The sequence below is a fragment of the Flexithrix dorotheae DSM 6795 genome (assembly GCF_000379765.1).
GTDB lineage: Bacteria > Bacteroidota > Bacteroidia > Cytophagales > Flammeovirgaceae > Flexithrix > Flexithrix dorotheae.
The window spans coordinates 763635-777031 of record NZ_KB903430.1; the positions used below are offsets into that span (position 1 = coordinate 763635).

Annotated in this window: 11 protein-coding genes; 5 read left to right on the forward strand and 6 right to left on the reverse strand. The window is 38.1% G+C overall.

Going from position 1 to position 13397, the window contains the following annotated elements:
- Positions 1 to 205 precede the first annotated feature (205 nt).
- From A3EM_RS0103345 to A3EM_RS0103355, 3 genes are all read left to right on the forward strand, one after another.
- A complete protein-coding gene (locus A3EM_RS0103345; RefSeq protein WP_020526752.1) occupies positions 206 to 1264 on the forward strand; it encodes a sensor histidine kinase in 1059 nt (352 codons plus the stop codon).
- Between the two features lie 22 nt (positions 1265 to 1286).
- Positions 1287 to 2342 (forward strand): histidine kinase, encoded by a 1056-nt coding sequence (locus tag A3EM_RS0103350; RefSeq protein ID WP_020526753.1) that lies wholly within the window; start codon positions 1287 to 1289, stop codon positions 2340 to 2342.
- Positions 2343 to 2450: 108 nt separating this feature from the next.
- Entirely contained in the window at positions 2451 to 5312 is a 2862-nt protein-coding gene (locus tag A3EM_RS0103355) for a glycosyl hydrolase (RefSeq protein WP_020526754.1), read from the forward strand.
- Between the two features lie 35 nt (positions 5313 to 5347).
- Here A3EM_RS0103355 and trxA read toward each other — a convergent pair whose 3' ends face one another.
- The 3 genes from trxA to A3EM_RS0103370 all read right to left on the reverse strand — a co-directional run bounded on the left by trxA (position 5348) and on the right by A3EM_RS0103370 (position 7480).
- Positions 5348 to 5650: a thioredoxin gene (gene trxA, locus A3EM_RS0103360; protein ID WP_020526755.1), complete on the reverse strand. Its 303-nt coding sequence runs from the start codon at positions 5648 to 5650 to the stop codon at positions 5348 to 5350.
- Between the two features lie 147 nt (positions 5651 to 5797).
- Positions 5798 to 6589, reverse strand: a complete 792-nt coding sequence (locus tag A3EM_RS0103365) for a DUF5995 family protein (RefSeq protein ID WP_020526756.1) — start codon at positions 6587 to 6589, stop codon at positions 5798 to 5800.
- Complete coding sequence (locus A3EM_RS0103370; RefSeq protein WP_020526757.1) at positions 6590 to 7480, reverse strand: carbon-nitrogen hydrolase; 891 nt, start codon at positions 7478 to 7480, stop codon at positions 6590 to 6592.
- A 217-nt stretch (positions 7481 to 7697) separates the two neighbouring features.
- Between A3EM_RS0103370 and A3EM_RS0103380 the strand changes: the two genes are divergently transcribed.
- Positions 7698 to 8195, forward strand: a complete 498-nt coding sequence (locus A3EM_RS0103380; protein ID WP_020526759.1) for a metallophosphoesterase family protein — start codon at positions 7698 to 7700, stop codon at positions 8193 to 8195.
- 78 nt (positions 8196 to 8273) lie between these two features.
- Here A3EM_RS0103380 and A3EM_RS41390 read toward each other — a convergent pair whose 3' ends face one another.
- Positions 8274 to 8501: a hypothetical protein gene (locus A3EM_RS41390; RefSeq protein WP_169513315.1), complete on the reverse strand. Its 228-nt coding sequence runs from the start codon at positions 8499 to 8501 to the stop codon at positions 8274 to 8276.
- A gap of 647 nt (positions 8502 to 9148) precedes the next feature.
- Here A3EM_RS41390 and A3EM_RS0103390 point away from each other — a divergent pair.
- Positions 9149 to 10186 carry a GNAT family N-acetyltransferase gene (locus tag A3EM_RS0103390; RefSeq protein WP_020526761.1) on the forward strand — a complete coding sequence of 346 codons (1038 nt, stop codon included), beginning with the start codon at positions 9149 to 9151 and terminating at the stop codon, positions 10184 to 10186.
- 61 nt (positions 10187 to 10247) lie between these two features.
- Here the strand turns inward: A3EM_RS0103390 and A3EM_RS0103395 are convergent, their stop codons facing one another.
- Positions 10248 to 11198 (reverse strand): pyridoxal-phosphate dependent enzyme, encoded by a 951-nt coding sequence (locus tag A3EM_RS0103395; RefSeq protein ID WP_020526762.1) that lies wholly within the window; start codon positions 11196 to 11198, stop codon positions 10248 to 10250.
- Between the two features lie 156 nt (positions 11199 to 11354).
- Positions 11355 to 13265 carry a T9SS type A sorting domain-containing protein gene (locus tag A3EM_RS0103400; protein WP_020526763.1) on the reverse strand — a complete coding sequence of 637 codons (1911 nt, stop codon included), beginning with the start codon at positions 13263 to 13265 and terminating at the stop codon, positions 11355 to 11357.
- Positions 13266 to 13397: the final 132 nt, after the last annotated feature.

Here is a 13397-nt window from a genome sequence, read left to right on the forward strand (position 1 = left end):
ATCAGGACTATCAGTACTTTGTAAAAGTAATGTTCTTATGTTATTAGAAGACCATAATTATAGGCTGGAAGCTAGATTTTTTCTAAGCTGGTTTTCCAAAAAAATTCAGTCCTCAGGCTTCTAATTTATACTCACTAACTGAGTTAATTAAGCAATGTATTAAACTACCTAAATTTAATCTAACTGATCATCATCCATTAAGGAAATGAGAAAATTCTGGCTGGGAATTCTTATCAATACTGCATTAGGATTATTATTTTACTACTATGCCTACTATGGCCAGAGAGGGGAGATCCCCGATTTGGTCGAGTCTGGCTGGTATATTCCCGGAGTTATTTTTCTGGGCAATCTGGCAGGTTGGGGCGTATTTGGCATAAGCCGTTTGCTCAACAAATTCATTGCCTGGGAAAAGAACATTACCCTAAGGCTTGTCATTGAGTTAATACTGGACAATATTGTAGCCCTTACCCTGATTTTCCTGCCATTTGCGGCTTATCAGGGTTTGTGGATGAATGCCGAAGAATTGGGTTATTATTTCTCCATGCATCGGGAAATAATCACAAAACTGGTGGTCATTATTTTCTTTACTATTTTCATTTATGTAATCATTGATTTCACCGTTTATTCCTATTTCCAATATGCTGTTGTAAAAATTCAGAAAGTTCAGGCGACCAGGAAACAGCTGGAGTTGCAATTTGAAATGCTCAAAAGTCAGTTGAGTCCACACTATTTGTTCAACTGCCTGAATACCATTTCATCCCTGCTGTATAAAGATGTAGATCTGGCAGAAAATTTTATTAGAAACTTTGCTCAGACTTATCAATACATATTGGATACCAATAACAAAAAACTGGTGAAACTGGAAAATGAAGTAGAATTTGTAAAAGCCTATATTTTCCTCTTAAAGGTACGATTCGATGAAGGATTGAAGGTAGATATTGATTTGCCTTCTGAGGTGTTGCAAACGGAAATCCCACCGCTTACGCTGCAACTGCTGGTGGAAAATGCTGTAAAACACAATGTCATTTCGGAAGATGCACCCTTGCAGGTTTCCATCAGCATGACTAAGGAAAAAAGGCTGGCCATCAGTAATAATAAAACCAGTGTACCTTCTGATACTTCTTCATTCGAAATTGGCCTGAAAAATATTAAAAGAAGATATGGTTATTTCACCAAGTTACCAATACAGGTAATCAATGATCAATTGTTTACTGTAAACCTGCCACTTCTTTCTGAAAATCAACCTGTTACTATTCTGAATTAAGAATGTTTTTAACCTTAAAACGATGAAAAATAACTTCATTCATAATCTTTTCTTCAGGTTATTCAGCCCGCCAATTTATGGGCTAATGCTCTATATTTTGGTCCTTTTAATTAATGATCGAATTGGTCAGCTAAACGAAAACTTTGAGTTATTTGAAGCCTTACTTTGTGTAATACTCACCTTTCTGGTATTTGAAGGAATGCGCTTTTCCATCATCACCCTGGATAAAATTTATCCTTTTTCCCGAAATATCCAGTTTAGGATAATCATCCAGCTTTTGTCATGTGGATTGGTAGCTATTTTGATAACCTCCGCGGTAATTTCCCTGTATTTTATCTATCTGGTGGGCTTCAGCACTTTTATGGAGGAACTACTGATTTTCAGCTCTTTATGGCTGATTACCAGTATCTTTTTCAATCTGATATATTTCAGTATCTTCTTTCTGAACGAACAAAATGAAACGGAACTCTCTAAGGAAGTTGCTTTAAGGAAAAATCTGGAATTTCAATTGCAAACCTTTAAGAATGAAGTCAATCCGGATTTGTTGTATTCCAGTCTGGAAGATGTCATCAGTCTGATGCATGAGGATGTGGACAAGGCAGATGAATACATTAATCGACTATCCACAGTTTATCGCTATACGCTGGACAACAAGCAGGATGAACTGGCCACTTTAAAAAGTGAGATCACAGCAACAGAAAATTTATTGGAGTTGCTGAATATCACCCATAATGGCAACATTCAATTTAGTATTGAAGCCGAAGAGCAGGATTTGTATAAAGAATTAATTCCAGGTACTTTACCCACTCTGATGGAATATCTGGTGCGAACCACCATCATTTCCAATGTACAACCCTTAAAAGTACATTGCTATCTGGATGGAGATAATTATGTGGTATTGCAAAGCCTGTTAAACGAAAAATTAAAACCGGTTCGAAATCCATTAAAGGAAATCAAAGCAATCCAAAAAGCTTATTCTTTCTATACCGATGAACCTGTAGTAAGGGTAAAAGCCTATCACGAACAACTGTTGAAAGTACCTTTGCTTTCCCTTGAGGTAGAGGAATTGGCAGATTAAATTTATCGCAACCGACACTACAGTACAGCAAAATTCTTTTTCTGATTTAATTTTTCTCTCATATTTGAAGAAGACGAATTCTTCATTTTCAAAATATGAAAAAAGAAAATGCGAAAAATTAACAGACAAAATTCTACTAAAAGGAGAGATAGGAGATTATTTATCAAAAAAATGGGATCAGGGATGGGGTTCCTGCTCACGGGCTTTCCCACTTTAAGTTGCCATCCTGAAACCGATAAAAACTCCAAAAGTTCTTCCGATTTATTTTTTGAACAGTTTAAAAATCCCGAAGCAGTTGCCAAGCCCTTTATGCGATGGTGGTGGAACGGCAACAGGATCGATAAAGCAGAAATAAAAAGGGAACTGCAGGTGATGGCAAAAGCTGGTGTGGGAGGGATTGAGATCAACCCCATTGGATTTCCGGAACAGGCGGAAAGTTCAAATGTCCCGGAAATGGACTGGCTAAGCGATGAATGGAATGAAATTTTAAAATTCACCTGTGAAGAAGCACAAAAACTGGGCATGGTTACCGATTTGATAGTAGGAACCGGCTGGCCTTTTGGAGGAAAATTCCTGATTCCGGAAGAAACACTTCAAGGCATAGAACTGGAAGTTTTTTCAGTAAAAGGACCCTCAAAACATAAAGCTCTCTTACCAGAAGAAAATAATCCATCTGAAAAATTATTTGACCTTAAATTATTTCCTCAAAATATCAAATCTATAGAGGATGGCATTTCTCCTCAAATACTTGAAAGCAAAGGAGAACACTCCGAAATAGAAATTCCGGCAGGTGAATTTAAATTATACAAGCTGACCTGGAGAAATAACTTCAGAGATGTGATGCTGGGTGCTCCCGGTGGGGACGGGCCAGTAGTCGATCACCTGAATGGCCAGGCAGTGGAAAAATACCTCCACCATATGTCCGATAAACTTAAGCCGGTTTTTGGCGGAAATATTGGAAAATATGTGCGCTCTTTATTTTGTGACAGCATAGAATTGGAAGGCGCCAACTGGACGGATGATCTTTCCCAGGAATTTGAAAAAAGAAACAATTATAAAATTGAACCTTACCTTCCTCTGGTGCTCGAAAGGGAGGGGGATTTTGATGCATTCAATGCCAAAGTGGCTGATGAAGTTAAAAGAGCCAGATACGACTACAGTAAATTACTCGCTGATTTATTTACCGAAAGATTCATTATTCCCTATCACAAATGGTGTAATGCCAATGGCACTGAAAGTCGCTATCAGGCTTATGGACATCCATGGTTGTACACAGACTTATTAGATGGGAATTTGATTCCCGATATCCCAGAAGCAGATCAATGGCTGTTTAATGGCGGCTGGCAACCCTATGCCGATGTAGACCAGATTCGATATGCAATCTGGAATAAATATTCCTCCTCAGCCGGACATCTTAAAAACCGATCAATCATCAGTACCGAGGCCATGACGAATACCAGTGGTGTTTTCGAAGCTTCTCTGGCTTATATCAAGCAGGCTACAGATATGAATTTTGTTTCAGGAATAAATCATCTGGTTTTGCACGGATTTAATTATTCCCCACCTTCAGTTGCATTTCCCGGCTGGATACGATTTGGCACTTATTTCAGCGAGAAAAATCCCTGGTGGCCGTATTTCCACCACTGGGCCAGTTACACGGCCAGACTCTCACAGGCCTTCCAAAATGCTAAAGCAATTTCACAGGTAGCCATCATGGGCCCCACTCCGGATATCTGGTCCAATTATGGGCTGGACAGAAATCCATTTAATCTGCAGCCATGGTACCTGCATGCTATCTGGCAGGCATTTAATCACAATGGCTATTGCTCCGATTATGTGAATGCCACCATACTGAAGGATGCTATTGTGGAAAATGGAAAAATCGTTTACGGGGAAATGTCTTATGAAGTGCTTTTAATCTGTGATGTAAAAACACTCACTACTAATACTGCTCAAAAAATCAATGAACTCGCCAGAGCCGGTGGGAAAATTATTTTTATTGGGGAGAAGCCCTCCCAGGCTCCAGGAATAAATGGAAAGGGAAAAAACGAGGCAGTTGCCAAGGCCATTTGGGAAGTACTTGAAGACGATTTTTTAGTTAAATACACTCCGGCTCCATCCGATGAACTTCAGCCTTCACAGGACGAACTTTTGCAATGGGCACTGGAACTAATGGGTAAATATGATATTTCCCCAGGTGTGGAAATTTCCAATCCAGATCCAAAATTATTTTTTATTCAATATCAAAAAGAAGGAAAAGACCTGTACTTTTTTAACAATGCCAGCAGGGAAAAAACCATTCATTTTAATGCCCAATTTCCTTTCTCAGATAAGCAGGCAGGGTTACTAAATCCGGAAACAGGTGGTTTCTCACTTTATCCCCCTAACGGGAATCTAAATGAATTGAAAATTTCCCTGGCTCCATTAGAATCCAAATTATTTGTTTTTGAAAAAGAAATAAAAGGTGAAAAATCCATTGAAAAAAAAACCAACGGAGAGGAAATTCTTCAAATTGAAGGAGAATGGCATGTAGAATTCATTCCGGTGGAGGGAGCCAAATTTTCCCAGAAACTTCATAAGTTGATTGATTTTGCGAAAGATGATCAGTTAAAGAATTTCTCAGGTCAGGCAATTTATAATATTACTTTCAATGCTGAAATTGCAGAACACATATTCCTGGATTTGGGTGAAGTTTATGAAATTAGTGAGGTAAAACTCAATGGAGAAGCACTCGGCACCAGATGGTATGGCGATCATATCTATCCTGTTCATAATCAATTAAAAACTGGAAAAAACACACTGGAAATCAAAGTCACCAACTTACTTTTTAACTATGTAAAATCCCTTGAAGGAAATCCGGTGGCGAAATATTGGATGGAAAGAGGAAAAGCAAGGAGGAAAAGAAATATTGAAGGGCCATTTGAGCCATTGGCTTCAGGTCTCTTCGGACCGGTTCGAATTATAAAATAACAAAGAAAGGGTTCTGAAAAAGAACCCTTTCTTTATCAAGACACAAATGTTTTCAATTTATCGGTAAGTACCCCGGCAGGCATAGCTCCGGACTCTCGCCAAAGTATTTTTCCTTTATGAAATAAAATCATGGTAGGAATCCCTTTTATCTGATACTGCTGCGAAACAGCAGGGTTTTTATCCACATCCACTTTAATAATTTTCAATTTATCGTCCATTTTCCCGGCCACTTCCTGTAAAACCGGTGCCATCATTTTACATGGGCCACACCAATCAGCATAAAAATCTACCAGTACGGGAACATCCGAATTATTTAATAAGTCATTAAATTTTGACATGATTGCTAAAGTTAAATATTAATATATTTACATTTTTTCATACAACCCATCCGGGTATAGAAAAATTCCAAATTTATTTTTTCATGATCCAAGTAAAAGGAAAAGATTCAGGTTCAAGAGGTTTAAAAAGCTTTGTTAAAAATAATTTTACTCCAACTCCCCATCCAGCCACTTCACCTGACTTCCAATAGATCCGATCTCTCCTACTTTCACGAATAGCAAAATGGAAGAAAGCAAAATTCCCGGACTGAAAATTTTCCTGCCAAATTCAGCCGTCATTCCATCCCTGTCATTTATAAGCTCATTTAATTTTTTTTCATCTTTTGCCAGGGCAAGCGCAAATTCCCAGGCTTTATTTCGAGCAAATAGCATCCCAATATCCGATAGCTTTTCATCCCATTGGCCGGCAAGCCAATCCAGAACCTTTAGCAAAGGCCAGATTCCTGAAAGTTCTTTCTGAACCAGATCCACCAGGTCTGAAAGAATTTCATTGATCTTCTTAAAATCGTTTTCCAGCTCGCAGATCTGCTTACCGGGAGCAACTTGAGCCGCAGCAATACCCAAATCCAGATCGATATGGGCATTCATTCCGGCCAATAAGTGCTGCAAAACAATTGGGCGGGCCAGACTGGCGGATTCAAAGGCAATATTCCATGAGCCGCTTAACTTCGTTTTGTTTTCAAAACAAGAATAAGCATCCAGGTAGCGATTGGCAAATATGATATCCAGTTGCTCCATTCTTTCCCCATTTTCAAAAATTCCATCGGCTATCCCATCCTTTACCTTTATAGTCACTTTTTTGTAAAGGGCAGCAAAATAACCAAACCGGCTTTGGTGCGCAATCGACCATTGGATGATCTTGTCCAACTCCTCAATTACACCATCGATGGTAGTGGCAGGTTTTACACCACATAAAATTTTGGGGGTTGAATTAGTCATTTAGTCCAGGTATCTTTTTAATAATCCATTATAATTTTCAATTCTTCTGTCCCGGAAAAACGGCCATATTCTTCTCACATCCTCACTTCTGGAAATATTTATTTCTGTTACCAGATTTTCCTCATTTTCATTGCCCGCCTGAGCCAAAAATTCCCCCTGAGGACCACAGACGAAGCTATTCCCCCAAAACTTTATCCCTGAGGTAATCCCTGAAAAGTCTGCTTCATGCCCAATTCTATTTACAGAAATGACTGGCAAACCATTGGCTACTGCATGGCCTCTTTGAGAAATAATCCAGGCATTTAATTGCCTTTCCTGTTCATCAGGGGTATCATTTATATCCCAGCCAATGGCTGTAGGATAAATCAAAACTTCAGCCCCTGCAAGTGCCATCAGCCTGGCAGCTTCCGGATACCATTGATCCCAGCAAACCAAAATCCCAAGTTTGCCCACAGATGTCTGTATAGGTTCAAAACCCATATCTCCCGGGGTGAAATAAAATTTTTCATAGAAAGCAGGATCATCTGGAATATGCATTTTTCGATATTTCCCGGCCATACTGCCATCCTTTTCCAAAACTACCGCTGTATTGTGGTAAATTCCGGGAGCCCTTTTTTCAAAAAGCGAAAGCACCAACACTATGCCCAGCTCTTTGGCAATTTGCCCAAATTCCTCCGTAGAAGGCCCGGGAATTGTTTCCGCCAAATCAAACTTATTCACATCTTCTGCCTGGCAGAAATAAATATTGGTGTGGAGTTCCTGAAGAATTACCAATTGAGCACCTTCTTTGGCCACCTCTCTTATCTTTTGAATAGATTTTTTCACATTATCCATTCTCACATTATTGCAGGTTTGTTGGACCAACCCAACTTTTATTGTTTTTTCACCCATGGATTATCAGCTTGATTATATTTAATTTGTCCAATTCGTCAGAGTATGTTTCATTTTTATCTTTTTCCACTGCAAATGACCAGGAAGCACCAGCCCGATTTATGAATCTCAAACTGATCAATTTCAACCTGGTCCTACATTTGGGAAAAATAAAACTTAAAACAAGCTCTGAATACGCAAGTTAAAACCAAACAAATTACTTCTAAAAAAATTCCGGATGAAAATAGGATTATTATCTGATACACACAGCTTTTTAGACCCAAGAATTTACGATTATTTCAAAGATTGTGATGAAATATGGCATGCAGGAGATATTGGCTCCATTGAATTATTGGATGAATTGGAGAAGTTTAAACCTTTGAAGGCTGTTTATGGAAATATAGATGGAAAAGAAATCCGGACTGAAGCTCCGGAGGAGCAAATTTTCGAATGCGCAGGTATGAAAATCTGGATGATTCATATTGGAGGATACCCACCAAAATATACCAGAATGATAAAGGAAAAACTAACCGAATATAAACCTGACATTTTCATTTGCGGTCATTCCCATATTTTAAAAATAATTTTTGATAAAGAAAGAAAAGTACTCCACATAAACCCGGGAGCAGCAGGTAACCATGGGTTTCATCAGATCAAAACCATGGTAAGATTTGAAATCAATCAGGGAAAGGTTGAAAACCTTGAAGTAATTGAATTGGGAAAAAGGGGGCGTTAAATTGAAGATAAAAAAATCGCAGGCAAACTTTGGTTAAGGTAATTGCCTGCGATAAAATCTATTAAGCTTTTGTGCTTTTTATTCTTCTGATTTCTCTTCTTTTTTAGCTGCTTTTGGAGCCTCTTTTTCAGCTTTTTCTTCAGCTGCAGGAGCCTCTTCCACCTTTGCTGCTGCCTTAGGAGCTGCTTCTTTCTCTTCTTTTTTTGCCGCTGCTTTTTTCTTCGGAGCTTCTTCTTTTGCAGTTGTTGCAAAAGATTTCTTCAACTCCTCAATATCTATATTTTTAATCACAGGCTTGGCATTCAACCTTTTTATTCTGATCGATTTATTCTGACCTCTAAAAACGTTTTTTCTCGATTTCCTTTTTAATTTATGCGATGCCATAATCTCTTTGCTTTTCGATTTTTAAAGGCGCAAATTTAGTTTTTTATTCCTGATAAAGGAAGCCTTTCCCGATTTTATTTTATTAAATTTTAGATAAAAAGCTGGTTTTCCCACTGTTATTATTTCAAAAAATAATTATTTCAGTATCCCTTTGAAAAAATAAGCCTTTTAGGATTTTCTTGCTATTTTTGCCTGACCCCAATTTTTTAGGGAGATTTATCACATTTTAGTAGATCATTTGGCGGCTAAAGTATTTTTTGAAAATCGTTTTACATTCTGCCAAATATAATTTTATTTATTTATCCTAACAGTGTTTTTTATTTATTGAAAGCAGATTTTCGGGGATTTTCACCCATAACTTTGCTTAGAGCTTGTTTAAAATTTAATTTTTCAAGCGAAAATATTCAGTTTAGGATTTTCGTGAAACAAGAAAATTATTCAATAGCAGCGCTATTTTAAAATTTTATTTTGAATCGAGGTTCCTAAAATGGGCATTTGCAGCGAAATACGTAAAACTTAGACATGCTCTTTTTTATCAATTACAGGACAAACTAACCCTACCATAATTTATGAGTGATCTGATATACCACAATATTGACAGTCAAAGGTTCGGACTGGTAATTTATAGAGCGGAAAGTGCCGAGGAATTAAATACTCAAAACCTTTTAACTCAAATTCTGGATAATAATATTGATACGGCAATCATTAGGATTCCTACAATTCACCTTTCCCAGCTATACAAGTTACAAAGAACTGCCATGCCTTTTATCGTGGCAGACACACTGGCCTATTATACCAAAAACATAAAAGATTTAGGGAGAAAAGAATTAAAAAATAAAGATCTGGAATTTAAAAAAGCTGGAGTGGAAGACCATCATGACCTAAATGCCATCGTCAAAGAAACATTTGGGAATTATGTGAACCATTACCGAATGAATCCTTTCTTCGATAATCAGCATGTAACCGATGGGTACCTGGACTGGATGAGGAGTTATGCCGAGAATGATCCCAACAGAATTTGCTGGTTAATAAAAAGAGATGGAAAAACTATTGGATTTTCTACCTTCAATTTCCAGACAGAAGGTATTGCAAAAGGCATATTATACGGAGTATCCCCTTCAGAAAGAGGAAATGGTATTTTTAAAGATATCATGACATTCGCTCAGAATTACGCCTTGGAAGAAAGAGAGGAAATTGAGCAAATGGAAACCATTACCCAGATCGAGAATGTAGCGGTACAAAAAGTTTGGGTTTCCGATGGATTTGTTTTGGATCATACTTCAAACACAATTCACATCGATGCCATGCTTACCAAATCGGTTTTTGATACTTTCACCATACCGTTAACCATCCAGGGGCATGATTCCGATACGCCAAAAGTATCAAACAGGCATATATTAAAGCAGATTAACTGGCAATTTGATTTTAAGCAAAATATGGTGACCCAAAACCACAAGTTTGTAAATATCGAGCCACTGCATGTAGATGTGGAATATCAATTACATTTCTCTTTCCCAACAGGAAGTAAGGGATTATTAAGGGTTACGGATGAAGAAGACAAAACCTATGTACTGGTTTATTTTGACCTCAAACACTTCCTTGCCTGATCAAAAAATAAAATAATACCAAAAGGCTTTTATCATCAGTTTGGTAAAAGCCTTTTTTCTTTCAGAAAGGGAGCTTGCCCAAATCAACATTTCCTCCGGAAAGAATTATTCCTGCTTTTTGCCCCTGAAAATTTTCTTTTATTTTAATAAGTGAGGCAAAAGGAACCGCACTGGAAGGTTCTATAATAATTTTCATCCTTTCCCAGATTATTCTCATTGCAGCCACAATTTCCTCATCTGAAACGGTAATAATGTCCTCAACAAATTTTTGGATAATAGGGAAATTCTTTTCCCCAACAGAAGTCAGGAGGCCATCTGCAATGGTATTGGGTTTATCTGAAGGAATTAAACTTCCGGCTTTAAAAGATTGATAAGCGTCATCCGCACCTTTTGGCTCTCCGGCAATTACTTTAGTCTGCGGGGAAAAATAATGCGCTGATAAAGCTGTTCCCGCCAATAATCCTCCACCTCCCACCGGAGCCATAATAATGTGAAGCACATCTGTTTGTTCAATTAATTCTTTGGCTGCAGTAGCTTGCCCGGAGATAATTTCATAATCATTGTAAGGATGGATAAATCTGGCTCCCGTATCTTCCACCACTTTCTTTAGTCCCTCTTCTCTTGCCTGCAAATTGGGTTCACACATCACCACTTTTGCCCCATAACCTTTCACTGCATTTACCTTTACTTTTGGTGCAGTTTTGGGCATTACAATATAGGCTGGGATGTGGTTTACTTTGGCGGAATAGGCAATGGCCTGCGCATGATTACCGGAAGAATGTGTAGCAATTCCATACTTTTTTTCTTCCTCAGATAATTTTAAAACGGCATTAGTTGCTCCCCGAATTTTAAATGCACCAATTTTCTGAAAATTTTCACATTTAAAAAAAACTTCCAGGCCAAGCATTTCATTGATAGCCGAGGACTTTAAAACTGGTGTACAGTGAATAAAGGGGGAAATTTGCTGATGAGCATTATTGATATCCTCTCTGGAGGGGAAATTATTTTCCATGATTTTTTCTGATTATAATATCTAGCGGTGATCCTAAAATTCGGATACAGAAAATAAATATAAGACTCAGCAGGGTCTTTCCAATGAGAATACACTGAAAAGGAATTGGGCATTTTGGATATCCTCCCTTTTTCAATTTATGGGCAGGGAAAACGACTATTCAATTTTAATCTTCTTTACCAGCTTTGCTCCTTTATTTACCATATTTAAAAGATACAATCCCTGTGGAAGTTGATAAACATCCAGCGTTTTCTGCTCATTTGGCCTGAATGTTTTAGTCAATATGACTCTTCCTGTAATATCCAAAAGTTGAATTTGGGAAACTTCACCATCAATATTTAAAATATCCTTTACCGGATTAGGATAAACCATTACTTTCTGCAATGCCAATAATTCCTCCTCCACACCCAATAAGGTAGGATCTATTACTATCGGCCGAATCATTACACTTCCGGAGATACCCATATTTTGTTGCCATTCAGCAAAAACATTGAAGTAAGTCCTGTGATTGGAATTAGTGGTTTTATCCCAACCAATTAATAATGGCACCTCACTCAATTGTTCTACTCCAATGTAAAATTTCCCATTTACCATTTGGGGCCCACCGGGAATTTTAAATACCGTAAATTTATTGAGGGTATCTTGATAAGTTACCGCTGTGGAAAACTGGGTCAGAATTACATCATTTTCCGGATTTTCAAAATCCAGACTTTCCCAAAGGGTAATACCGAATGTTCGTCCCTGGAGACTTTCACCAATTTGTGGAAAATAAACTGCCACCGAATCGATAAAGGCTTCCTGAGTAGTTTCGAACTCAACCGCCAATAATCCATACCTCTGGAAAATGCCCACTGCGTATTCCCCTACCCCATCATCATAGGCAAAATAATTACTCAGCACTGTTTTCCCGGAAATGGTATCATTATAATGTGTAGGAATTTTGAAGCCTGGCGGAACTGAAGCGATATCATCAAAATAGAAAAACTCTGCGGAAAGGGAATCAATCTGAAAGGAAAATTCCAGTTCCTGAAAACTGGTATCCGTCACAAAATCAAGTGTATTATTAACGGCATATAAATCCATTCCCAGTTCATTTTTATCCATTACAAATGTAGTATCACCGGGTTTAGAAGAAAAAATGCCATCTCCAATTGTACTTAATTTATCGAGTACCATTCCGGTTTTCCCATCTTTTATTAAAAAGGTTGGGGTAATAATATGCAGGTTGGAACTCAGGTTATTGATTTTCCCAAAAATGGTATCCGCCACCACCAGCTGCGGATTGGCCAGAAACTGCTTCTTGGGCATGGCCGTCAGTTCTTTTAACAGGGAAGTAGGCTGTCGACTCATAGCCACATCATTTTCAATGGCTCTGTCATTTCTGAAAAGGTTAATATAATCCAGGTTCCAGGTATCAAAAGCACCATATAACTTTCCATAATTCTGAAACCTAAACTGAAAATCTTTATGATAGAATGCAGGATCTTCGATGGTATAACTGGCAAAGGAAAAGGGCTTCAGGTCCAAAACAGAATCCCCTACCACCGACCAAACTGTTACCCAGCGACTGGCAGTATCCTTCAGCTGTAATTTCAGGGAATCATCAGGGGAAGGTCCCTCTCCCAAACCTTCTTCCTGCCAGAAAAAAGATATATCCACACTTCCGGGAGTTTCCGCTTCCAGGTTAAAAAATTGAGAAGTCAATTCATCCGCTATTCCCTCAGCAAAAGCATTTTGATCTTCATATCTTTCACCCAGAGCATTAGCACCATCAAAAGTGGCCATATTTACTGTTGGGGGATCATGATCAAAACCACTGCTTATAAAAGGTGTAGTATCATCAATCAGCCATAAATCAGCATCAGGACTTCCATTGGTCACACTGGCAAAATCATCAAAAAAAGGCAACTCCAGATATACTGTATCTGCATTAGCTTTTTTCCGAACTTTTTGTGATGTGTTTTGGTGAGGCAATGGCACCAGCCTGAGTTGGGCAATACTTTCCTGAACAATGGAAAAACAAAGAATAAAAAAAAGATATAAAACCTGTTTGTTTTTTCTGATCACAAGAATGTTGAATTAAGCACCCGTGCTATTTAAGCATTTCAGCAAATAAATACACGGTTAATTTTGAATTACTAAGTACCTGAGTTCCATTCCAGAAGCTCCACTTCGGAAACTCCACTCTCTTGATAACAA

Coding starts and splice junctions, on each gene's coding strand:
- A3EM_RS0103345 (WP_020526752.1), top strand. CDS start 206: ATGAGAAAATTCTGGCTGGGAATTCTTATCAATACTGCATTAGGATTA.
- A3EM_RS0103350 (WP_020526753.1), top strand. CDS start 1,287: ATGAAAAATAACTTCATTCATAATCTTTTCTTCAGGTTATTCAGCCCG.
- A3EM_RS0103355 (WP_020526754.1), top strand. CDS start 2,451: ATGCGAAAAATTAACAGACAAAATTCTACTAAAAGGAGAGATAGGAGA.
- trxA (WP_020526755.1), bottom strand. CDS start 5,650: ATGTCAAAATTTAATGACTTATTAAATAATTCGGATGTTCCCGTACTG.
- A3EM_RS0103365 (WP_020526756.1), bottom strand. CDS start 6,589: ATGACTAATTCAACCCCCAAAATTTTATGTGGTGTAAAACCTGCCACT.
- A3EM_RS0103370 (WP_020526757.1), bottom strand. CDS start 7,480: ATGGGTGAAAAAACAATAAAAGTTGGGTTGGTCCAACAAACCTGCAAT.
- A3EM_RS0103380 (WP_020526759.1), top strand. CDS start 7,698: ATGAAAATAGGATTATTATCTGATACACACAGCTTTTTAGACCCAAGA.
- A3EM_RS0103390 (WP_020526761.1), top strand. CDS start 9,149: ATGAGTGATCTGATATACCACAATATTGACAGTCAAAGGTTCGGACTG.
- A3EM_RS0103395 (WP_020526762.1), bottom strand. CDS start 11,198: ATGGAAAATAATTTCCCCTCCAGAGAGGATATCAATAATGCTCATCAG.